Annotated in this window: 13 protein-coding genes and 1 pseudogene; 6 read left to right on the top strand and 8 right to left on the bottom strand. The window is 72.3% G+C overall.

Features of this window, described 5'->3' with window-relative positions:
* Window positions 1-148: 148 nt before the first annotated feature.
* Entirely contained in the window at window positions 149-1624 is a 1476-nt protein-coding gene (locus tag GKS42_RS18135; protein ID WP_154795098.1) for a glutamate-cysteine ligase family protein, read from the bottom strand.
* A gap of 136 nt (window positions 1625-1760) precedes the next feature.
* On the opposite strand from GKS42_RS18135, the gene GKS42_RS18130 reads away from it, so the two are divergent.
* A complete protein-coding gene (locus tag GKS42_RS18130) occupies window positions 1761-2549 on the top strand; it encodes an alpha/beta fold hydrolase (protein ID WP_154795097.1) in 789 nt (262 codons plus the stop codon).
* Window positions 2550-2639: 90 nt separating this feature from the next.
* On the opposite strand, the gene GKS42_RS18125 is transcribed toward GKS42_RS18130, so the two are convergent.
* Together GKS42_RS18125 and GKS42_RS18120 are read right to left on the bottom strand one after the other, a co-directional pair.
* The gene (locus tag GKS42_RS18125) at window positions 2640-3116 is read right to left on the bottom strand and encodes a hypothetical protein (RefSeq protein WP_154795096.1); all 477 of its coding nucleotides are present in this window, start codon (window positions 3114-3116) and stop codon (window positions 2640-2642) included.
* A 31-nt stretch (window positions 3117-3147) separates the two neighbouring features.
* Entirely contained in the window at window positions 3148-4863 is a 1716-nt protein-coding gene (locus GKS42_RS18120) for a hypothetical protein (protein WP_174791096.1), read from the bottom strand.
* Window positions 4864-5159: 296 nt separating this feature from the next.
* Between GKS42_RS18120 and GKS42_RS18115 the strand changes: the two genes are divergently transcribed.
* The 4 genes from GKS42_RS18115 to GKS42_RS18100 all read left to right on the top strand — a co-directional run bounded on the left by GKS42_RS18115 (window position 5160) and on the right by GKS42_RS18100 (window position 9787).
* A complete protein-coding gene (locus GKS42_RS18115) occupies window positions 5160-6698 on the top strand; it encodes a hypothetical protein (RefSeq protein ID WP_154795095.1) in 1539 nt (512 codons plus the stop codon).
* A complete protein-coding gene (locus tag GKS42_RS18110) occupies window positions 6695-7705 on the top strand; it encodes a DUF8094 domain-containing protein (RefSeq protein WP_154795094.1) in 1011 nt (336 codons plus the stop codon). The genes GKS42_RS18115 and GKS42_RS18110 overlap by 4 nt, the downstream gene beginning before the upstream one ends.
* A gap of 25 nt (window positions 7706-7730) precedes the next feature.
* Window positions 7731-8666 (top strand): tetratricopeptide repeat protein, encoded by a 936-nt coding sequence (locus tag GKS42_RS18105; protein ID WP_154795093.1) that lies wholly within the window; start codon window positions 7731-7733, stop codon window positions 8664-8666.
* A gap of 146 nt (window positions 8667-8812) precedes the next feature.
* The gene (locus tag GKS42_RS18100) at window positions 8813-9787 is read left to right on the top strand and encodes a type IV toxin-antitoxin system AbiEi family antitoxin domain-containing protein (protein WP_154795092.1); all 975 of its coding nucleotides are present in this window, start codon (window positions 8813-8815) and stop codon (window positions 9785-9787) included.
* A 72-nt stretch (window positions 9788-9859) separates the two neighbouring features.
* On the opposite strand, the gene glgB is transcribed toward GKS42_RS18100, so the two are convergent.
* From glgB to GKS42_RS18085, 3 genes and pseudogenes are all read right to left on the bottom strand, one after another.
* Window positions 9860-13642 (bottom strand): 1,4-alpha-glucan branching protein GlgB, encoded by a 3783-nt coding sequence (glgB, locus tag GKS42_RS18095; RefSeq protein WP_154795091.1) that lies wholly within the window; start codon window positions 13640-13642, stop codon window positions 9860-9862.
* Window positions 13643-14043: 401 nt separating this feature from the next.
* Window positions 14044-15672, bottom strand: a pseudogene (gene treS, locus GKS42_RS18090) (maltose alpha-D-glucosyltransferase); the annotation flags it as partial.
* A complete protein-coding gene (locus tag GKS42_RS18085; protein WP_154795090.1) occupies window positions 15669-17684 on the bottom strand; it encodes an alpha-1,4-glucan--maltose-1-phosphate maltosyltransferase in 2016 nt (671 codons plus the stop codon). The gene GKS42_RS18085 and the pseudogene treS, both read right to left, overlap by 4 nt.
* A 118-nt stretch (window positions 17685-17802) precedes the next feature.
* On the opposite strand from GKS42_RS18085, the gene glgP reads away from it, so the two are divergent.
* Window positions 17803-20394: an alpha-glucan family phosphorylase gene (gene glgP / locus GKS42_RS18080; protein ID WP_154795089.1), complete on the top strand. Its 2592-nt coding sequence runs from the start codon at window positions 17803-17805 to the stop codon at window positions 20392-20394.
* Window positions 20395-20508: 114 nt separating this feature from the next.
* Here glgP and GKS42_RS18075 read toward each other — a convergent pair whose 3' ends face one another.
* Window positions 20509-21495: a hypothetical protein gene (locus GKS42_RS18075; protein ID WP_154795088.1), complete on the bottom strand. Its 987-nt coding sequence runs from the start codon at window positions 21493-21495 to the stop codon at window positions 20509-20511.
* 160 nt (window positions 21496-21655) lie between these two features.
* Window positions 21656-22747, bottom strand: a complete 1092-nt coding sequence (gene trpS, locus GKS42_RS18070; RefSeq protein WP_232848118.1) for a tryptophan--tRNA ligase — start codon at window positions 22745-22747, stop codon at window positions 21656-21658.
* Window positions 22748-22775 lie beyond the last annotated feature (28 nt).

Here is a 22775-nt window from a genome sequence, read left to right as displayed (position 1 = left end):
GGCGCCACCGGCTCTCGGATGTGGGTGGGGTTCGTGGTGAGGCAGTACCTCGCGCCTGAGATCGACCTTCAGACACTTCTGTCTCAGGCGAGAGGTTCTTTGTCACGACGGGAGGGGAGTCGGGACCGCCGCTGGCCGAGCTGAGCAGTCAGGGCAGGTCCCAGGTGTGCACCGGCTCGTTGGCGTGCATGCCGTCCATGTACAGCCGGAGCATCTCGGACAGCGCCTCGGCCCGGCCAAGGCCGCCGCGCTCGAGCGCGGCGACGGCCTCGACCTGCCACGACGCGCCGTTGCGGCGGAGCTTCGCGCGGGCCTCGATGATGCCCAGGTAGCGCTCGATCACGGAGGTGGACACGTGCCGCCGGCGCAGGCCCTCGGCGGCCAGCGGCAGCAGGTGCCGCAGCACCAGCTCGTCCCACGGCACCTCGCCGTAGCCCGGCCAGTACAGCACCGAGTCGACGCCGTCCCGGGCGGCGGTCTCGAAGTTGGACCGGGCGCCGTCGAAGGACAGCTTCGTCCAGGTCGGCCGGTCCTCGCTGGCCAGCATCTGCACCGCGCCGTAGTAGAACGCGGCGTTCGCGAGCACGTCCACCACGGTCGGCCCGGCCGGCAGCACGCGGTTCTCCACGCGCAGGTGCGGGACGCCGTCGACCACGTCGTAGACGGGGCGGTTCCAGCGGTAGACCGTGCCGTTGTGCAGGCGCAGCTCCTGCAGCCGCGGTGCCCGCCCGGCCGCGAGCTCGGCCTCGGGATCCTCGTCGGTGGACTCCGGCAGCAGGGCCGGGAAGAACCGCACGTTCTCCTCGAACAGGTCGAAGATGGACGTGATCCAGCGGTCCCCGAAGAACACCGGCGGACGCACGCCCTGGTTGCGCAGCTCGGGGGAGCGGGTGTCCGTGGCCTGCCGGAACAGCTCGATCCGGGTCTCGGCCTGGAGCTGCTTGCCGAACAGGAACGGCGAGTTGGCGCCGACCGCCAACTGCGGCCCGGCCAGCAGTTGGGCCGCGTTCCAGTTCGCCGCGAAGTCGCCGGGATTGACCTGCAGGTGCAGCTGCACGGACGTGCAGGCCGACTCCGGGGCGATCGTGGCGGTCAGCATGCGCAGGTGCTCGGCACCCGCGATGTCCAGTTCGATGTCTTCCCGGCGGGCCGCGAACACCGCCTCCTCGAGGGCCTGGTACCGCGGGTTCGCACTCATCCAGTCCCCGGTCAGGTGCTCGGGCGTCAGGGTGGGCAGGATCCCGACCATCACGATCGCCGAGCCGGACCTGGCGGCCCGCTCGTCCGCGTGATCGAGGGAGGAGCGCAGCCGCGTCTCCAGGTCCAGGACGGCGTCGCCGGGCAGTGGTTGAGGAGGTACGTTCAGTTCGATGTTGTAGCGCGCCAGTTCCGTCTGGAAGGCCGGATCCGCGATCGCGGCGAGGACCTGAGCGTTCGCCATCGCGGGGCGACGGTCGGCATCGACCAGGTTGAGCTCGATCTCCAGGCCGGTCAGCGGCCGGTCCTCGTCGAACATCTCGGTCGCGAGCATCCGCTCGAACACGTCCAGGCAGCGGCGGACCTTCTCCCGGTAGCGCTGACGCTGCTCGCGGGTGAATGTCGGTGAGGAGATCTCATCACCCACTGCTGCCTCCTCTGCCCGCCCGGTGCCGGCGACCGCTGCCTCATGACGCGCGAGCGCCCACGTGCCTTGAAGCAAACCAGCATCCGCCCGGCGCCGCCACAGGTCGGTGGGTAGGGTCGGGTCCGGGAGGACAACCATGACCGCACTTGCCCTGCACCGCTACGGACCCGACGCCGACGCCGGCGTCCCGCTGGTCCTGCTGCACGGGTTCCCGCTCGACTCGCGGATGTGGTCCTACGTGATCACGTCGCTGCCGCTGGTTCCGGTGGTCGCGGTGGACGCACCGGGTTTCGGGGCGTCATCGGCACTGCCCGACGGCGGCCTGGAGGCCTTTGCGGACGCCGTCGCCGCAGGCTTGGCCGACGTCGGCGTGACCCGCGCCGTGGTGGCCGGGCTGTCCATGGGCGGATACGTGGCCCTCGCCCTCGCGGAGCGGCACCCGGACCTGCTGGCCGGCCTCGCCCTCCTGGACACCAAGGCGAGCGCGGACGACGAGGCCGGTCGGGCGAAGCGCCTCGATGTGGCGCGCGCGGCCCGCGGCGCGGACGGCGCGGCAGCCGTCGCGCCGATGCTGGCGACCGTGCTCGGGGAGACGACCCACGCGCAGCGCCCCGAGGTGGTCGAGGAGGTGCGGGGCTGGCTGGCCCAGGCGCCGCCGTCGGCCATCTCCTGGGCCCAGGAGTCGATGGCGGTGCGCCCGGACCGGCACCCGGTGCTGGAGGACCTGCGGGAGCGAGGCGTCGCGGGGCTGGTGCTGCGCGGCGCCGAGGACGTGATGGCGTCGGCGCAGGATCACGAGCGGATGGCGCGGGCGTTGGGCGTCGACGTGGTGCAGGTCCCGGCGTCGGGGCACCTGAGCGCGGTGGAGACCCCGCAGCCGGTGGCGCACGCGCTCGCCGAGTTGCGTCACACCGTGATCGGGTGAGGGACGCTGTCAGGAGATGAGTCGGTTGCCGGTGCCGTCACGTACGCGATTGCACGGCGCAGGTGAGCGCCGCCACGGTCGGGTCGGCGGTCAGCGGTCGGCGGCGTCGTCGCCGCCCGGGGTGTCCCGGCCGGCGTCTCGGGAACGCACGTCCGACCAGCCGGGCAGGAGCCGGTCCAGCGCCGCGCTCAGGTCGATGGAGTCGCCGTCGCGCCCGCCCGCGCCGAGCACGAGCGGGGCAGGGGATGGGGACAGCCGTACGCCGCGGACCCGGTCGAGCACGCTCAGAGGCGCGGTGAGGACGTAGAAGGCGCCGTCGGTGCCCACTCCAGCCGTTCGGTCCAGCCGCAGGTACCAGCCACGGACCGCGCTCCGCGCCGAACCCCGCCCGCCGTAGCCACGCACGACGAAGTCCTCGACCGGTACGGCGGCCGCGGTCGCCGCGGCCGCGAACTCGCGGAGCATCGCACCAGCGCGCTCGTTCTCGGCCGCCTTGCGCGCCTGCAGCCGGCGCTCGTGTTCGCGCGCGGCCTCGGTGCGCTGGGCGGCCCACTCGGAGTCGCTCACGGATATTGCCGGCAGGGGAGGGGACCGCCGGTCAGCGGCCGGCCCGGCCCGTCGGCGAGAGCACCTCGGCGTCGTCGGCCTCCTCGGCCGCCACGGGGGCACCGCCCGCCGTCTCGGCCGCCGTGGTGGCCGCCGCCGGGCTCTCGGCCGCCGTGGTGGCCGCCGCCGGGCTCTCGGCCGCCGTGGTGGCCGCCGCCGGGCTCTCGGCGTCCGTCGCCTCGTCTGCGGGGTCGAGCTCGTCGGCGTCAACCTCGTCGACCGAAGCAGCCTCGTCGAGCGCAGCCTCGGCGGCTTCCTCGTCCTGGGCGGCCTGGTCGTCCTCGCGCTCGGTGTCCGCGTCGGCGCCGTCCTGCTCGGCGGCGGCGAGGGTGAGCAGGTCCTCGTCCTCGGCTCGGGCCTCGTCGGCCGGGGCCTCGTCGACCGGGGCCCCGTCGAGGAGCTCGTCGTCGGTCCCGACCTCGGTGCCGACCTGGTCGTCGGCGGGCGCGATGGCGGGCTCGGTCTCGGCGAGGGCCGCGGCCTGGGCCACGTCCCCGGCGCCGAGGAGGGAGCGCAGTTCGTCGAGGTAGCCGGTGATCGACTCGCGCTGACGGTTCAGGTCGTCGACCTGACGCTGTGCGACCCGGCGGTCCCGCTCCGCCTGGACGACGGTGTCGGTGCGCAGGAGGTCCGCGTTCTGGCGGGCCTCGTGCATGATCCGCTCGGCGCTGGACCGGGCGTCGGCGACCATCTGGGTGGACAGCTCCTCGGCGCTGGCCCGCAGCTCCTCGGCCTTCTCGAGGGCGGCTGCGACGCGCGCCTCCGCGTCCTGGGCGTGGGCCTGCGCATCGGCGATCATCTGGTCGGTGTCCGCCTTCGCCTGGGCGTGCAGCGCGGCGTCGGACGCCTCGGCCGCGGCGCGGCGGGCCGCGATCTCGAGGTCGGCGTCCTCGCGCAGCTCGGCGACCGACAGCTTGATCGTCTCCGCCTCGCTCGTGGCAGCCCGGAGGATCTCGGCGGCCTCCTGCTGGGCTGCGGCCAGGGCGGCCTGGGACTCCCGTCGGGCGTCCTCGCGGGCCGCCTCTGCCTCCGCCTGGGCCCGGGTCCGCAGTTCCTCGGCCTCGGCCTCGCTCGTGACCCGCAGCTCGCGTGCCATCCGCTCGGACTCGACGCGGGCCTGGGTGATCTCCTGCTCCGTCGTCGCGCGCAGGGTGCCGAGCTCACGCTCCAGGCTGGCCTTGCGCTCGCTCTGCTCGGTGGCGGAGAAGCTTGTGATCCGGGCGGCCTCCCGCTCGGCCGACCCGACGAGTTCCTCGGCCCGGCGCTGCGCGGCGACCATGACGCCCTCGGTCGCGCTCGCGGCCGAGGCGGTGGTGTGTTCAGCATCACGACGCGCGTTCGCGAGGCGTTCGGCGGCGTCGTTCTCCGCCTGGCCGGTGAGCTGCTCCGCCTGGGCCTCGGCGCGGGAGAGGATGTCCCGGGACTGCTGGTTCGCCTGCGCGAGGACGTCGGTGGACTGCTCCTCGGCCGAACGCAGCAGAAGTTCGATCCGCGAACCCAGCCCCGAGTAGCTGGGCTTCTCGGCCTCCCGGAGCTGGACCTGGGCCTCCGAGAGTTGGCCGGAGATCTGCATCATTGCAGCGTCCAGGGACTCCACCTGGGAGCGGGCCTCGGAGAGCTTGCGGTCCAGGGCGTGCACGTGCTGGTCGACCTGCGCGCGGTCATAGCCGCGCATCACGACAGGGAAGGTCGAAGGATCGTCAGCCACGGGGTCTCCTCGGAAGAACGTCTCAGGGTTGTGGGCGGAACCCGGCGCGTACCGTTCCGGCCCGCCGATGGCCCCCGCCACCTGCCAGCCTAACCCCACCATCGGGGGTCCTAGGAAGCCCCCAGTAGCATTCCGATGCGCGAGATCACGGAAAGGTCACGTACCCTGGTAGGTCGTCGGTGTAGGGCCGGCTGTGGACAACGGAGGGCTCTCAGCTCGTGCTTCGACGGATCTTAGCGGTCCTGCTCATAGTGCTCGGATTGGGCACGGCCGGCGCAGCAATCGCCTCAGGCACCGTGTGGCGACCCGATGAGGTCGTCACGGCCACGCTCCCCGACGACCCCGAAGTACCGGTGGTGATCACGGCGCCCGGGGTTCTGGACGTGGTGAACCCGAACGTGACCGTCACGGTCACGGGTGCAACGGCCGAGACGCCACTGGTGCTCGCGATGGGTCGCGAGTCCGACGTCCGAGCCTGGGTCGCGGACTCCCCGCACCTGGAGGTCACCGGCCTGACCGATTGGGAGACGCTCACCGTCGAAGAGGGGCCGGCGGTCGCCGACCCGAGCACCGAGGCAACCGACGACGCCGCGACGGACGGCACCGAGGCGACGGACGACGCGGCCACCGACGAGGCAGCGACCGACGAGCCCGCGACCGATCCGACCGAATCTGCCACGGAGGACGCACCGGCCGAGATGGCCACCGTGCCGAATCCGGCCGGCTCCGACCTCTGGATCGAGGAGCTCACCGGCACCGGGGAACTGACCTATGACTGGACCGCCGTCGACGGCCGCTGGGTCATGCTCATCGCCACGGACGGGACCACGCCGGCCCCTCAGCTCGGCCTGACCTGGACCCGTGAGGTGGAGACCCCGTTCGTGGTCCCCGGTGTCATCGTGGGTGGGGTACTGGTCCTCATCGGCCTCGTGCTCGGCATCATGACGCTGCTGGTGGACCGGGAGACGAAGCGGGCGAAGGCTCGTGCCGCGGTAGCCGGCCCGGAGACCGCGGTGACGGCGACCGTGCCGACCGTGGGCGCCGATGGAGCGCCGCTCACCCGGCGCCAGCTCCGCGAGGCACAGGCCCAGGCCGAGCAGGAGTCCCGGACCGGTCGTGGCCGCGACTCGGCCGCCTCACCCGACGACGCGACCGCCGTCGGTGCGGGAGCCGCAGTCACGGGCGCCGCCGCGGCGACGGACTCCTCCGCCACCACCGACGAGACCGGAGCGACGGACGAGCAGGGCGACGAGCCGACCTCGAGCGGGACCGGTGAATCCGTGGACGGTCGGGAGGCCGCGGCCACCGACCTCGCCGACTGGGTCAGCAGCGGCCGCTCCGGCGCCGAGGCGGCGCCCATCGAGACCTACGCCTCCGATGCGCCAGGCGCTGGCCTGCCCGCGGTGTCCGGTCCGGACGGAGCCGACGACGCCGACCGGGCCGAGCAGTCGACCGCGCGCCGCCCATGGTGGCGCCGCACCGGCGCCGACCCGACCGACACCACGACCGAGGGTGAGCCGATCGCGGACGGCGACGCCACGCCGTCGGGCGGTGACGGCACCACGCGCCGCCGCGGCTGGCGCCCGGACCGGTGGGGAGCACCGACGACCGGAGCGGCCGGGGCACCCTCCGCAACGGCGGCCGAGCCGCCGCCGGCACCTGCCGACGTGGAACCTCCGCCGGATGCCAACCCGCAGGCGTCCGGGGCCTCCTGGCGCCAGACCTGGGGCCTGGGTGCACCCATGGCCGCCGACGCCGAGACCACCGGGGTCATCGAGCCCGTCGAACCAGACGAAGACCGACCTGCCGACCAGCGAACGGAGGATGACTCATGAGGCAGACGCTCCGCCGTCGCCTGCAGGCACTCGCCGCAGCCACCGCCCTGGGCGCCGTGCTGGCCTCCTGCGCCATCCCGGTCCCGGAGGTGGACGCCGACCCGGCGCCGACCGACCCGGTCCCGGTCCTGGACGAGTCCCGGATCGAGCGGGTGCTGACCTCACTGGAGGAGACCATCGCTGCGGCCGACGAGGCCGGTGACGCGAGCCTCCTGGAGGGTCGGGTCGCGGGGGCCGCGCTGCGGATCCGGACCGCCGAGTATGCCCTCGCAACGGCGACGGCCGGCGAGGAGACCCCGTACGCGGTGCAACCGCTGACCGGGCTGGCCGACGTGGAGATCGTCTCGAACACCGAGGCCTGGCCGCACACGGTCATGGTGGTCACCGAGATTCCCGACGGCGCGAACGTGCCGATCCTGCTGACGCTCGAACAGGCCACGCCGCGGGACCCGTACGTCCTGATGGACTGGGTCCGGCTGTTCCCGGGCGTCTCGATGCCGGCAACGTCGTTGGGTTCGATCGGCAGTCCCCAGGTGGCCGCCGACGCGGAGGGCTTGGTGCTGCCACCCGGACAGGTGGTACCGGCCTATGCCGACGTGCTCACCAATTCCGGCAGCCAGTACGCGGGCACGTTCGCCGAGGACAGCCTGCGGTCGTTGGTGGCCGCCGAGCTCGCCGGGTTGACGACGGCCGTGGAGGAGGCCGGCACCGTGACCAACACGGTCAGGGCGGCCGACGACCCGGTGCTCACCCTGGCCACCGACGACGGCGGCGCGATCGTCGTCGGCGCGACGGTCATGCTGCAGGAGTTCACCAAGACCGTCGAGGGCGCGACCCTCGAGGTCGGTGGCCGGCTCGCCGTGCTGAACGGCAACAGCGAGGTGGAGGGTTCCCTGACCGCGACGTACGAGCAGATGGTCGCCTTCTACGTGCCGCCCGCCGCGGACGGCGCCCAGATCACCGTCCTCGGCGGGGAGCACGTGCTCACCTACGTCGCCGAGTCCTGAGTCCGCCGGCGTTAGGATTTCGTCCATGAGCCAACCTCCCCCCTCGTTGAACCTGCGCGGCGCCGTCGACCTCTCGGCACTGTCCGGACCACCGCCCGGGCAGCGGCCCGCCGGCGGCACCACCCCGGGCGGGGATGCCGGGGGCGGGGCCGTGGTCGACGTCACCGAGGCCACGTTCAACGACGTGGTCCAGCAGTCCGCCCAGGTGCCCGTCGTGGTGGCGCTGTACCAGCCGGGCGAGGCCAACAGCGACGAACTGATGCCGGTGCTGACCGAGCTGGCCGGGTCCTACGCCGGCCGGTTCCTGCTGGCTCGGGTGGACGTGACCACCAGCCCCCGGATCGCGCAGGCGTTCCAGGTGCAGGCGGTGCCGTCCGTGCTGGCCGTCATGAAGGGCCAGCCGCTGCCGCTGTTCCAGGGTGCCTACCCCGCCGAGCAGATCCGCCAGGTCCTCGACGAGCTGCTCCGCGTGGCCGCCGAGAACGGCGTCTCCGGTCAGCTCGACGTGTCCGGCGAGGAGCCCGAGGAGGCCCCGGAGCCGGAGTTGCCCCCGCTGATCCAGGCCGCCTACGACGCCATCGAGGCGGACGACCTCGACGGCGCCGCCGCAGCCTTCGAGCAGGCGCTGAAGGAGAACCCGGCGGACGCCGAGGCGAAGGCCGGGCTCGCCCAGGTGAACCTGCTCCGCCGGCTGAACGGGGTCGACGCGATCAGTGCCCTCACCGCCGCGCGGGACGCTGCCCCCGGCGACCTGCCGGTGCAGCTGGTGGCCGCCGACGTCGAGATCGGCGCCGGCCAGCTCGCCGCCGGGTACGCGCGGGTCATCGGCGTGATCCGGGTGACCGCCGGCCCGGAGCGCGAGGAGGCGCGGCTGCGACTGCTCGACCTGTTCCTGCTCGCCCCCGAGGACTCGCAGGAACTCATCAAGGCGCGCCGCGACCTCGCCGTCGCGCTCTTCTAGCCACCGGCACCCGGCTCCGGCGCCGGGGGTGTCGGTGAGCGCGAGGTTGTTGGCACTGCTGTCGCCGGAGGGGCCAACAAGCTCGCGTTCGTGCCGGTATCCACAGGGTTCGATGAGATCTCGGAAGAACGAGGTCCCATGGGGGAATGACAGTTCGACCGGAGCCGCGGGTCCGCTCGCTCGCCCGCGCGCAGGCCGGGCTCGTCAGCCGGCACCAGTGCAGGGATCTCGGCATCTGCGACCACCGCCTCGCGAGTCTGGTCCGGGCCGGTCACTGGACCCAGGCGACGCGCGGCGTCTACGACACCGGTGAGCCGGACCCGGCCCTCCACCCTCTCGACCTCGCCCGCGTGCGGGCCGGCTGGCTCGCCTGCCTGGCTTCCCCTTCCGACGCGGTCGTGGTGGGGCTGAGTGCCCTCGCGCTCCACGGCATCCACGGCCTGCCACGCCAGATCCCGTCCGAGGTGACGCTTCCGGGTGGCCGCGGAGCCCCGGGTGCCAGCGGCGTGACGGTACGCCGCTTCGGGTTGCCCCTGGAGGTCGTGCGGATGGGCCCCAGGATCGCTGTGGTCCATGAAGGGCCGGAGGCGAGGAAGCCGCGGGTCGCGTCCGTGCGTTGTGCGTTCGTGCAGGCACTGCCGGAACTGCCGCGGGACACGGCTGTGGCGATGCTCGACTCGGGTCTGCATCTGGGACGGCTCCGCGCGGAGGATCTTGACTGGATCGCCGAGCAACTGCGTGGTCGACGGGGTGCGGCGGGGGTCAACGGATGGCTCGCGCTCGTGGACGGGCGGGCCGAATCACCGATGGAGTCGTTCGCGCGACTCGACTGCGTCGACCACGGACTCCCTCCGGACGATCTGCAGGTTGAGGTTCGGGACGCGCGCGGGCTGTTCGTGGCCCGGGTCGACCTGGGCTGGCGCCGGAAGGACGGGCGCTGGGTGCTGGTCGAGGTCGACGGTCGCGACGTCCACTCGAACCCGGCCGCGCTGTTCGCCGACCGGGCGCGGCAGAACGCGATCGCCACCCGGTCCGATGCCCTTCTGCTGCGGTTCGCCGGTCGCGACGTCCTGCGAGGAGGGATCATCCCCAACGAGGTCCGCCGTGCACTCGCGGCCTGACCATGGGCGAACGCGAGTTTGTTGGCTCCGCCGTCGCCGGAGGGGCCAACAACCTCGCGTTCGTGCCCAGGATCAGGCGGTGCTGGGCTTGAGGAAGATGGCGCCCAGCGGCGGGACCTCGATGAGCACCGAGTGGCTCCGGCCGTGCCAGGGCACCTCCTCGGCGGTCAGGGTGCCGGGGTTGAGGACCCCGGAGCCGCCGAAGGACGGGTCGTCGGTGTTCAGGATCTCCGTCCAGTCCCCGCCGTGCGGGAGGCCGAGCCGGTAGGACTGGTGCCCGGTGCCGGCGAAGTTGACCAGCACGGCGACGTGGTCCTCGCCGTCCTTGCGCAGGTAGGCCAGCACGTTGTGGTCGCCGTCGTTCGCCTCCAGCCACTCGAAGCCGTGGTAGGTGTGGTCGTCGTGCCACAGGGCCGGGTTGTCCCGGTAGACCTGGTTCAGTGCCCGCAGCGCAAGCCGGACCCCGGCGTGCGGAGGGGTGTCGCCCAGTCCCCACTCGAGGCCGGCGCCCTCGTTCCACTCCCGGTTCTGCGCGAACTCCCCGCCCATGAACATCAGGTTCTTGCCCGGGTGGGACCACTGGTAGGCGAACAGGGTCCGGACCCCGGCCAGCTTCTGCCACAGGTCGCCGGGCATCTTCTGCCACAGCGAACCCTTCCCGTGCACCACCTCGTCGTGACTGATCGGCAGCACGAACCGCTCGGAGAACGCGTACACGAGGGAGAAGGTCAGTTCGCCGTGGTGGTAGCGGCGGTTGATCGGCTCCTCCGCGAGGTACCGCAGCGTGTCGTTCATCCAGCCCATGTTCCACTTCAGGCCGAAGCCGAGGCCGCCGTGGTCGGTCGGCGCCGTCACCCCCGGCCACGCGGTGGACTCCTCGGCGATCATGACGATCCCGGGGGCCACCCGGTAGGCCGTCGCGTTCGTCTCCTGGAGGAACTGGATCGCCTCCAGGTTCTCCCGGCCGCCGCGCTCGTTCGGTCGCCACTGGCCGGGCTCACGCGAGTAGTCGAGGTAGAGCATCGATGCCACGGCGTCCACCCGCAGCCCGTCGATGTGGAACTCGGTGAGCCAGTACAGGGCGTTCGCGACCAGGAAGTTGCGGACCTCGTTGCGCCCGAAGTTGAAGACCAGGGTGCCCCAGTCCTTCTGCTCGCCGCGCATCGGGTCCGGGTGCTCGTACAGGGCGGTCCCGTCGAACGCGGCCAGGGCCCACTCGTCCTTCGGGAAGTGCGCCGGGACCCAGTCCAGGATCACCCCGATGCCGGCCCGGTGCAGCGCGTCGACCAGGTGCCGGAACTCGTCCGGGCTGCCGAACCGCGACGTCGGGGCGTAGTAGGACGTGACCTGGTAGCCCCAGGACCCGCCGAACGGGTGCTCGGCGACCGGCATCAGCTCGACGTGTGTGAAGCCCATCCAGGTCACGTACCCGACGAGCTGATCGGCGAGCTCGACGTAACTGAGGCCGGGCCGCCAGGAGCCGAGGTGCACCTCGTACACGCTCATCGGGCCGCTGTGCGGATCCTGCGCCGCCCGCGCCGCCATCCAGTCCTCGTCCGCCCACGTGTACTCGGAGACCGTCACCACCGAGGCGGTCGCGGGCGGCACCTCGGCGGCGCGCGCCATCGGGTCGGCCTTGGTGTGCCAGGAGCCGTCGGCGTGACAGAGCTCGAACTTGTACCTGGCCCCGTCGTTCACGTCCGGCAGGAAGAGCTCCCAGACCCCGGTCGAGCCGAGTGAGCGCATCGACGATGATCGCCCGTCCCAGCCGTTGAAGTCGCCCACCACCCGCACCGCTCGTGCGTTCGGTGCCCACACCGAGAAGGAGACGCCGCGCACCTCGCCGAGCACGGACCCGAACGTCCGCACGTGCGCCCCGAGCACCTCCCAGAGCTGCTCGTGGCGCCCCTCCCGGATGAGGTGCTGGTCGACCTCCCCGAGCGTGGGCAGGAACCGGTACGGATCGTCGGCCAGGACCGGGCCGGCCTCGTAGGTGACCTCGACGCGGTAGTCCGGCACCTCGTCGGCCCGCAGGGCGAGCACCCACACGCCGAAGTCCTCGTGCCGCGCCTCGTGCCGGCCATCGGGCGTGATGATCGTGACAGCCGTGGCCAGGTGGCGGACCGTCCGGATCGTGACGACGCCGCGCTCGGTGTCCAGGTGCGGACCGAGGATGTCGTGCGGGGCGAAGTGTTGGCCGTGGGCGACGATCCCGAGCAGGTCGCGGTCGATGGTCGACGGCGTGGGCTCGCCGTCGTCGTCGGGGTCGCCGGGGGCGGTGGTCGCGTCGCCCGGCGCTCCCGCGGCCGTGCCCGGTACCGCGGCCGGCGGCGCGTCGAGCGCAGCCTCGACCGGAATGCTCAGCGGTGCCCCGACGGCGTCGTCATCAGGCGGGAAGGTCATGGCGTGCTCCTCTGTGATCCGTCGGATCCCGCGGAGCGGGATCGACAGCCAGTCCGGGCGGTTCTGGTACTCGTAGACGGCCTCGTACAGGGCCTTGTCCAGTTCTAGGGCACGGACCAGCGTGCCCCCGGTGCGGAGGTCGTGCTCGTCGTCGACGGCCTCGCGCTGGGCGGCGGAGTTGTTGCCACCCTCGATGTAGCCGGCGAGGAGGGCGGCGCGCGCGGCGCTCGTCCAGTCCTCGCCGGGTGCCCCGCCGACGGCGGCCGCGTAGTCGAGCGAGCGGAGCATGCCGGCCAGGTCGCGCAACGGCTGGTCCGGCCGGGTCCGCTGCGCCAACGGCCGCAACGGCTCGCCCTCGAAGTCGATCACGAACCATTTCGGCGCAGCTGTGGCGCCGACGCCGGAACGCAGCGTCTGGCCCAGGTGCAGGTCGCCGTGGATCCGCTGCACGCTCGGCACGGTCTCCATCGCGGCGACACCCGTGATCAGTTCGTCGATCGCGTCGGTGAACGGGGCCAGCTCGGGCACCGTCTCCAGCGCCCAGGTGGCCCGCTGGCGCATGGCCGCGGCCAGGTCGCCCGCCCGCGCGGCCGCGCTGCGCGGGTCGTGGACCGGAAGGGCGGTGCGCAGGTGCTCATGCATGTCCGCGACCGTCACGCCGAGGTCATGGACCAGATCCGTGACGTCCGCGCCGGTGCCGGCGCGCTCGCAGAGGAGGTCGAAGCCGTCACGGGCGTCCGGGACGAACGCGGTGAGCACGCCCAGGTAGCCCTGCTGCGGCGCGCCGGACCCGGCCGGGTCCGGCCAGCGGCCGGCCGACCAGCCCAGCGGCGCCGGCACCTGAGACCAGCCGGAGTGGTGCAGGGCGCGGGTCACGTCGATGTCCGGGTTCGGGCCGGCGGCCAGCACCCGGAACACCTTGAGGATCAGCCCCGCGGCGGGCAGCAGCACCGAGGTGTTCGACTGCTCGCCGGTGAGGACCCGGGCGCCCGTCGCGGCCGCCGAGACATCGGCGACGACGGCCCGCGCCACCGGATCCGGCGCGTCGACCCCCGGGGCGCCAGCCACCGACGGTTGCCCAGTCCCGGCGAGGTCGGTCTCGGCGGCCGCCAGCCAGGCGCGGACGAAGGCCGGGTGGTGCGGGCCGTCGATGAGTGCCCGGTCACCGGCCAGGGTCGCGATCAGCCCGGTCGGCTCCCGGCCCGGCTCGGCTCCCGGCCGGGCCGGGTCGGTGGGCGCGGTCACCACCGGCACCTGCACGAGCGTGGTGCCGGCACTGCGATCGACGGCGAGGATCAGCACCGTGCAGGAGGCCTGCCCGGCGGGGTCGGCCAGGTCCATGGAACTGAGCACCCGGATCGCGGCGCCCGGTTCGTCCTTGGCCGGGAACCAGCGCTGCAGGCGGATCCATGGCTCCAGCAGTTCGATCAGCAGCGACGGCACCTCGGTCATGGGGTCACCCTGAGCCAGAAGAAGTCCCGGGATCCGAGGGTCAGCGTCGCGACGCCCGCGCGGCCGGGCGACGCACCGGTGGGGATCAGCGCGCGCCCTGCTGCGCCGCTCCCTGCCGAGTCCGTCCCGCCGGTATCGGTCCCGTCGGTCGCCGGCCCGTCACCAGCCGGCCCGACCGCGGCGCCGCCGCCGGCCGCCGGTACCCGACCCGCGCCATCGGCGAGGGCCAGGTCCGGCCCGCCCATCGCCGTCGGGCCGTCGGAGCCACCCACCGCAGCACCCGCTGAGCCGCCCGCCGCCGGACCCGCGGAGCCGCCGGCCGCCGTCGGGCGGGCCCCTCCAGTCCCAGCCACCTGCGCCAGGAACGGTGCCTCGACCGGCGCAGCGACGCCGTCGACGGCTCGCACCGGCGGGAACTCGGCGCCACCGAACACGTCGGTCAGCCGGGCGCCGGCCAGGCCGGGCAGGTTGACCGTCGTCGAGCGCGGGGTCGCGGCGAGGTTCATCACGCACAGCACCGTCTCGTCGTCGTTGCGGCGCAGGAACGCGAGCACGGCGTCGTTGTCGGTGGTGAGCGGGAGGTAGTCGCCGTTGCCGAACACGGGGTGGGCGCGACGGATCTCGAGCATCCCGCGCACCCAGTGCAGCAACGAGGTCGGGATCGCCAGCTGGGCCTCGACATTCGCCTGCGCGTAGTGGTTCGTGAGCGAGTGGATCACCGGCAGGTAGAGGCGGCCCGGGTCGGTGGCCGCGGAGAAGCCGGCGTTGCGGTCCGGGTCCCACTGCATCGGTGTGCGCACCGCGTCCCGGTCGTGGAGCCAGATGTTGTCGCCCATGCCGATCTCGTCGCCGTAGTACAGGCACGGGCTGCCCGGGAGCGAGAGGAGCAGCGCGTGGGCGAGCTCGATCTCGGCCCGGGAGTTGTCCAGCAGCGGGGACAGCCGCCGCCGGATCCCCACGTTCGCGCGCATCCGGGGGTCCTGGGCGTACCAGCCGTACATTGCCGCGCGTTCCTCGGTGGAGACCATCTCGAGGGTGAGCTCGTCGTGGTTGCGCAGGAACGTGCCCCACTGGGCGCCGACCGGGATCTCGGGGGTGTCCGCGAGGATCTCGGAGATGCTGCGGGCGCTCTGCTCCCGCAGCGCGTAGTAGATCCGCGGCATCACCGGGAAGTGGAAGCACATGTGGCACTCGGGCTCGGCCGCGGAGCCGTAGTAGGCAACCACGTCCTGGGGCCACTGGTTCGCCTCGGCGAGCATCAGCCGGCCCGGGAACTCGGCGTCCACCATGGCCCGCAGATCGTGCAGGAACTCGTGTGTGCGGGGCAGGTTCTCGCAGTTCGTGCCCTCCTCCTCGAAGAGGTACGGCACGGCGTCCAGGCGGAACCCGTCCACGCCGGTGCGCAACCAGAACCGGACCACCTCGAACATCGCCTCGCGCACCCGCGGGTTCTCGAAGTTGAGGTCCGGCTGGTGGGAGAAGAACCGGTGCCAGAAGTACTGGCGCCGGACCGGGTCGAACTCCCAGTTGGAGACCTCGGTGTCGACGAAGATGATCCGGGCGTCCTGGTAGGCGGTGTTGTCGTCGCTCCACACGTAGAAGTCGCCGTACGGGCCGGTCGGGTTGGACCGCGAGGACTGGAACCACGGGTGCTGGTCGCTCGTGTGGTTCATGACCAGGTCGATGATCACCCGGATGCCGCGGGCGTGCGCCGCGTCGATCAGCTCGACGAAGTCCTCGATGGTGCCGTACTCGCCGGCGATCGCGGTGTAGTCGGCCACGTCGTAGCCGCCGTCGCGCAGCGGGGACGGGTAGAACGGTGGCAGCCAGAGGCAGTCGATGCCGAGCCACTGCAGGTAGTCGAGCCGGTTGATCAGCCCACGCAGGTCGCCGGTGCCGTTGCCGTTGGAGTCCGAGAAGGCCCGCAGCAGCACCTCGTAGAACACCGCGGTGCGGTACCACTGCGGATCGTCGGACAGGCCCGGTTGGTGGCGCTCGTGGAACACCGGGCCGCGGGTGGCCTGACTCATGCCGGCCTCACGTGGATCAGGTGCGCCGGGCGTCCCCACGGGTCCAGCCGCACGAACGGGTTCGCGCCCCAGGAGTAGGTCTCGCCGGAGAGCTCGTCGTGGGCGGCGAACGCGTCGTGGCCGTCGAGCCCGAGCGCGGCCAGGTCCAGGTGCAGCAGTGAGTCCCGGGTGGTGAACGGGTCGAGGTTCACCACGACGATGACGACGTCCTCGCGGCCGGTGGGGGAGTGCTCGGCGCGGACCCGCTTGGAGTAGCAGAGGGTCGCGTCGTCGGAGGTCGGGTGGATGGTCAGGTTGCGCAGCTGCTGCAGCGCCGGGTGGTCGCGGCGGATCCGGTTCAGGGCGGTCAGCAGTGCGGTCAGCCCGTACTGCTCGCGGGCACGCTCCCAGTCCCGCGGTCTGTATTCGTACTTCTCGTTGTCGATCTGCTCCTCGGCGCCGGGCCGGGCGACGTGCTCGGCGAGTTCGTAACCGGAGTAGATACCCCACGTCGGTGCGCCGGTGGCGGCGAGCACGGCGCGGATGGCGAACGCGGCCGCACCGCCCTGCTGCATGTACGGGGTGAGGATGTCGTGGGTGGTCGGCCAGAAGCTCGGTCGCATCACGGCGGCGGAGTCGCCGGCCACCTCGGTGAAGTACTCGGCGAGCTCGTCCTTCGTGTGGCGCCAGGTGAAGTATGTGTAGGACTGGTGGAACCCGACCGTGGCCAGCGTGCGCATCATGGCCGGGCGGGTGAACGCCTCGGACAGGAAGATGACGTCCGGATGCTCGGCCGCGACGTCGGCCAGGATGCGTTCCCAGAACGGCAGCGGCTTCGTGTGCGGGTTGTCCACCCGGAACAGCGTGACGCCGTGGTCGATCCAGACCCCGAGCACGTCCCGGATGGCGGTGTAGATGCCGTCGGGGTCGTTGTCGAAGTTCAGCGGGTAGATGTCCTGGTACTTCTTCGGCGGGTTCTCCGCATAGGCGATCGAGCCGTCCGCTCGGGTGGTGAACCACTCCGGGTGCTCGGTGACCCAGGGGTGGTCCGGGGACGCCTGGAGCGCGACGTCCAGGGCCACCTCGAGGCCGAGCGCGCGGGCGCGGGCCACGAACGCGTCGAAGTCGTCGAAGGTGCCGAGGTCGGCGTGGATCGCATCGTGACCGCCGTCGGCCGCGCCGATGCCGTAGGGCGAGCCGGGGTCACCGGGCTCGGTATCGAGGGTGTTGTTACGGCCCTTGCGGTTCGTGGTGCCGATCGGGTGGATCGGGGTCAGGTAGACGACGTCGAAGCCCATCTCGGCGATGCCCGGCAGCCGCTCCGCCGCGGTGCGCAGCGTGCCGGAGATCCACTCGCCGGTGTTCGGATCCCGGTGGGCACCCTCGGAGCGGGGGAAGAACTCGTACCAGGAGCCGTACAGCGCTCGCGGGCGGTGCACGGTGAGGGGATAGGCCGCGCTCGGGGACACCGCGTCCCGCAGCGGCACCTCGGCGAGTACACCGCGGACCTCCGGCGAGATGCCCGCGGCGAGCCGGGCCACGGGCGGGCGGGAGTCGTCCCGCAGCCCCAGGACGGCGTCGCCGAGGACCTGCCGGTGCGCCGCCGTCATCGCGGGGTCGGTGGCGGCGCGCTCGAGGACCAGGGCGCCCTCGGCCAGCATCAGCTCTGTGTCGACGTCGGCATGCACCTTCAGGACCGCGTCGTGGGACCAGGTGCCGTACGGGTCGGACCAGCCCTCCACCCGGAACGTCCAGTTCCCGACGGCGTCCGGCTGGACCCAGGCCTCGTACCGGTCGTTGCCGGGGGAGACGTCCACCATCCGCACGTGGCTGTGGTCGGTGCCGTCCGGCGCCACCAGGACCGCCGTCGCGGCGACGGCGTCGTGCCCCTCGCGGAAGACGGTGGCGCGGACCGGGATCACCTCACCGGCCACCGCCTTGGTCGGCCAGCGACCACCTTCGACGATGGGGCCGACCTCGATCACGGGGATTCGGCCGATGGGTGCGGTGGGCGTGGGAAGTGGAGTGCTCACGGGTCGAACCTACCGAGAGCCGGGCTCCTTCACACGTGGAGTCGGCGACTCGGGCGGGGTGGGCTTGCAAGAGCATTGCAAGGTTCGCAATTCGTTGCGAGTCCCCTATGCTCGCCGTGTGAGAGCCATTCGACGATTCACCGTTCGCACCGTCCTTCCCGAGGCGCTCGGCGCACTCGACGACCTCGCCCTGAACCTGCGCTGGGCCTGGCACGCACCCACCCGCGACCTGTTCTCCTCGATCGACCCGGAGCGGTGGGAGGCCTTCCACGGCGACCCGATCCGGCTCCTCGGGTCCCTCTCTCCGGAGCGCCTGGCCGAGCTCGCCGCCGACGCCGGGTTCGTCGAGCGCGTCCGGGCGCTTGCCGCGGACCTCGACACCTACCGGAGCGAGGACCGCTGGTACCAGGCCGAGGGACGCCGTCGGGAGCAGGCCGGCGAGCCGGCCCTGCCCGCCGCCGTCGCCTACTTCTCCGCCGAGTTCGGGATCGCCGCGGCGTTGCCGCAGTACTCCGGCGGCCTCGGCATCCTGGCCGGCGACCACCTCAAGAGCGCCTCCGACCTCGCCGCGCCGATCGTCGGCGTCGGCCTGCTGTACGGCGCCGGCTACTTCCGCCAGTCCCTGACCCGGGACGGCTGGCAGCACGAGACCTACCCCGTGCTCGACCCGGACAACCTCCCACTGACGCTGCTGCGCGAGGACGACGGGACGCCTTCGCGGATCAGCCTGCCGCTGCCCGGCGGGCGCTCCCTGCACGCCCAGGTGTGGTGTGCCGACGTCGGCCGGGTCCCGCTGCTCCTGCTCGACTCGAACGTGCCCGAGAACGACGACGCGGCCCGCAAGGTGACCGACCGTCTGTACGGCGGCACGAGCGAGCACCGGTTGCAACAGGAGCTGCTGCTCGGCATGGGCGGCGTCAAGGCGCTGCGCCTGCACTCGCGGCTGACCGGCGCCCCGACGCCCGAGGTGTACCACTGCAACGAGGGCCACGCCGGGTTCCTCGGCGTCGAACGCATCCACGAGCTGATCGAGGCGGAAGGGCTCACGTTCCCGGCCGCGCTCGAGACGGTGCGGGCCGGCACGGTGTTCACCACCCACACCCCGGTGCCCGCGGGCATCGACCGCTTCGGTGCTGACCTGATCGCCGAGTACTTCGGCGGCGGCAACTCGATCCCCGGGATCGACGTCGGCGACGTCCTCGCGCTCGGTCGCGAGGACTACGACGGCGGCGACCCGACCGTGTTCAACATGGCCGTCATGGGCCTGCGGCTGGCCAAGCGGGCCAACGGCGTGGCCAAGCTGCACGGCCAGGTGTCCCGGTCGATGTTCCATCAGCTGTGGCCGGGCTTCGACGTCGGCGAGGTACCGATCACGTCGGTCACGAACGGCGTGCACAGCCCGACCTGGATCGACCCGCTGTTCGCCGGCGCCCAGGCCGAGTACTTCACCGCCGACGAGATCGAGTCGGGCGGCGGTTGGTACAAGCAGGACGGCGGCATCGACAACGCGACCCTGTGGGAGCTGCGCCGCCAGCTGCGCGAGCGACTGGTCCACAACGCCCGCAGCCGGGTGCGCAAGTCCTGGACCCAGCGTGGCGCCTCCGCCGCCGAGCTCGGCTGGGTGGACGGCGTGCTCGACCCCGACGTGCTGACGATCGGGTTCGCCCGCCGGGTGCCCACGTACAAGCGGCTCACCCTGATGCTGCGGGACGAGGACCGGTTGCGGGCGCTGCTCACAGACCCCGACCGGCCCGTGCAGATCCTGGTCGCGGGCAAGTCCCACCCGGCCGACGAGCAGGGCGTGCGACTGATCCAGAAGCTCGTGCAGTTCGCCGACTCCGAGGACGTGCGCCACCGGATCGTGTTCCTGCCGAACTACGACATCGAGATGGCGCAGACCCTCTACCCGGGCTGCGACGTCTGGCTGAACAACCCGTTGCGCCCGCTCGAGGCCTGCGGGACGTCCGGCATGAAGGCGGCCCTGAACGGCGCCCTCAACCTGTCCGTGCTCGACGGCTGGTGGGACGAGATGTACGACGGCCAGAACGGTTGGGCGATCCCCACCGCCGACGGCGTCGACGACCCGGAGCACCGGGACGACCTCGAGGCGTCCGCGCTGTACGACCTGCTCGAGAACACCGTCGCGCCGCGGTTCTACGACCGCACCGACGGGCTGCCCGTGCACTGGCTGGAGAACATCCGGCACACGCTGGCCACCCTCGGGCCGAAGGTCCAGGCGACCCGGATGGTGCGCGACTACATCACCGAGCTGTACACCCCGACGGCGCAGTCCTACCGCAGCGTCGACGGCCCCGGCTACACCGGTGCGATCGAGCTCGCGGACTGGAAGGCCAAGGTGCGCGCCGCCTGGCCGAGCGTGCGGGTCGACCACGTCGAGTCCGAGGGGCTGCACGAGGCCGTCAAGGTGGGCGACCACGTCACCATCAAGGCGTTCGTCTCGCTCGGCCAGCTCGGCCCCGACGACGTCGAGGTCCAGATGAACTACGGCCGGGTCTCCGACAACGACGAGATCGACGAGTTCGGGACCTCGAAGCTGGAGCTGACCGACACCTACGAGGGTGGGCGCTACCACTTCAGCCGTGCGTTCACGCTCGCCCAGTCCGGTCCGTTCGGCTACAACGTCCGGATCGTGCCCAAGCACCGCGACCTGGCGGCGCCGACCGAGCTCGCGCTGGTCGCGACTGTCTGACGGTCCGCGGTCGCCGCGACCGGCATCGCGTCGAATGTGTCCTTGTGCGGCCGACGGCTCCGTTGGGCCGCACAAGGACACTCTCGTCTCGCGCCAGCTTCGCCGGGGGTGCGGTCATGCGGCTGATCCGGCTCTTGCGCCGCGGGACCGCACGTTCGACCGCAGTGCCGACAGGGCGGCGCGGACCCTGGCCGGGATGGTGCCGGACCGGTAGACGTCGCGGGCGGCGAAGCGCAGCAGCGTCACGTCGGAATCGATCGCGAGGTCGTTCTGACGGTCCCGGTCGCGGTACAGCGCAGGTGTCTCGGAGTGGATGTCCGCGCCGTCGACCTCGGCGATCACCCAGGTCCCGTCCGGTCCCCGCCAGGCCAGGTCGCCCCGGCCGAGGAACCGGCCTTCCTCCGCCCGGACCTCGAGCTGGAGTTCATCCGGCGGCAGTCGGTGGTCGTGGCAGTCGAGCCGCGCGTGTGTCTCGAGCGGAGACTCGGCGCGTCCGTCGACGAGCGCCCACCAGGCCTCAAGCTTGCCTGCGCCACGGCGGCCGCGCAGCCGTCGACGGACAGACGCGAGTCCGCGCGCGTCGATGAGGTCCCGGTTCAGCGCCGAGTCCAGGACGGCGACCGCGGTGTTGCGATCCAGCTCCGGCAGGGTCTGGACGAGGGCGGTGCCCACGTCGACCGCCCGGGCACCGTCGACGACCGTGATCCGACCGGTCCGTGGTCCCCGGCGGATCCGGACGCCGGATGGTCCCCGGTTCGCGCGAACGCCGGGAAGCATCGCCTCCGGCGCGATCACCACGGGGAGGCCCCAGACGCGATGGAGCGCGAGGGCGCACATCCCGGTCGCGACCGCGTCCGGGCCCGCCGCGAGGATGGCGATCCATGCCGACCGGCGCCGGCGAAGATCGCGTGCATCGCCGTCGTCGGCGGGGAGTCGGCAGTCGTAGACAGAGCGCACCACCCGGCGCCAGACGCGGTGACGGACAAGGGCCGTACGGCGGTCGCTGCTGATGCCCAGTTCGTCGCACTGGCGGGCGGAGATCAGGCCGCCCTGCCTCCGTGCGAGGGCCGTGACCAGGACCGGATGGCTGACTTTCCGCATGCCCCAAGGTCACCAGAACTACCCAGACCCCGTTCCCCGCCTGTGGACACCCCGCCGGTGCCGGGCGCGAACGTGCGGAAATGCGGCGGAACACCCTGGTGGGCCGGACAATCGCACCATCGGCCGCGGGGCGGGGCTGGACGACGGTCCGGGGGGCTGCTCAGACGTACGTCATACCCATCGCCTCGCGCACCTCGGCGAGGGTGGCGTCGGCGATCTCGTTGGCGCGGGCGTTGCCCTCGGCCAGGACCGAGGCGAGGTAGCCGGGGTCGGCCTCGAGCTCGCGGCGACGGGCCCGGATCGGGCGCAGGTGCTCGTTGACGACCTCGGTGACGAGCTTCTTCAGGCCGCCACCACCGCCGTCGCCGATCTGCGCGGCGAGTTCCTCGGGGGTGCCCGCGCCGAGCTGGGCCGCGATCGAGAGCAGGTTCGCGACCTCGGGGCGGCCGACCGGGTCGTAGGTGATGTTCCGGTCGGAGTCGGTGACGGCCCGCTTGAGCTGCTTGGTGGTCTCGTCCTCGGTCATCGCCAGGTCGATGGTGTTCCTGCGGGACTTGGACATCTTCTGCCCGTCGACGCCGAGCACGTTCACGGCCTCGCTGAGCAGCGCGTCCGGGGACGGGAAGACCGTCCGGCCGCCCGCGTAGCGCTCGTTGAACCGTCGGGCGATCACCCGGGTCAGCTCCAGGTGCGGCAGCTGGTCCTTGCCGACCGGCACCAGGTTCGCCTTGCAGAACAGGATGTCCGCGGCCTGGTGCACCGGGTAGGTGAGCAGCAGGCCGCTCATCGGCCGGCCGCCGGTCGCCTCGTTCTCGGCCTTCACGGTGGGGTTGCGGCGCAGTTCCGAGTCGGTGACCAGGGACAGGAACGGCAGCATCAGCTGGTTCAGCGCCGGCACGGCGGAGTGCGCGAAGATCGTGGTCCGCGCCGGGTCGATCCCGGCGGCGAGATAATCGGTGACGAGCTCGCGGGTGCGTTCGGCGATCGGCCCGGCGTCGTCCCGGTCGGTGATCACCTGGTAGTCGGCCACCAGCAGCATCGTCTGTACACCGAGGTCCTGGAGACGGACCCGGTTCGCCAGCGTGCCGAGGTAGTGACCCAGGTGCAGGCGGCCGGTCGGGCGGTCCCCGGTGAGCACCCGGAACCGGCTCGCGTCCGTGGCCAGCGCCTGCTCGATCTCACCGCTCCGGGCGACGGCGGACAGCAGCGAGCGGTCCAGCGTCTCGGTGGTGCTGAGCTCGGTGTCGTCGATGGGCGGGTCGGAGGGCAGGGCGGCTGAA

This window comes from Occultella kanbiaonis, from assembly GCF_009708215.1.
GTDB lineage: Bacteria > Actinomycetota > Actinomycetes > Actinomycetales > Beutenbergiaceae > Occultella > Occultella kanbiaonis.
Note: the sequence above shows the minus strand (reverse complement) of the source record. Positions and strands in the feature narration are given on the sequence as shown.

Bases quoted from the DNA above. Each gene is read 5' to 3' on its own strand.
- GKS42_RS18130 (WP_154795097.1), top strand. From the start codon at position 1,761: ATGACCGCACTTGCCCTGCACCGCTACGGACCCGACGCCGACGCCGGC.
- GKS42_RS18110 (WP_154795094.1), top strand. From the start codon at position 6,695: ATGAGGCAGACGCTCCGCCGTCGCCTGCAGGCACTCGCCGCAGCCACC.
- glgB (WP_154795091.1), bottom strand. From the start codon at position 13,642: ATGACCGAGGTGCCGTCGCTGCTGATCGAACTGCTGGAGCCATGGATC.
- GKS42_RS18105 (WP_154795093.1), top strand. From the start codon at position 7,731: ATGAGCCAACCTCCCCCCTCGTTGAACCTGCGCGGCGCCGTCGACCTC.
- GKS42_RS18075 (WP_154795088.1), bottom strand. From the start codon at position 21,495: ATGCGGAAAGTCAGCCATCCGGTCCTGGTCACGGCCCTCGCACGGAGG.
- GKS42_RS18100 (WP_154795092.1), top strand. From the start codon at position 8,813: ATGACAGTTCGACCGGAGCCGCGGGTCCGCTCGCTCGCCCGCGCGCAG.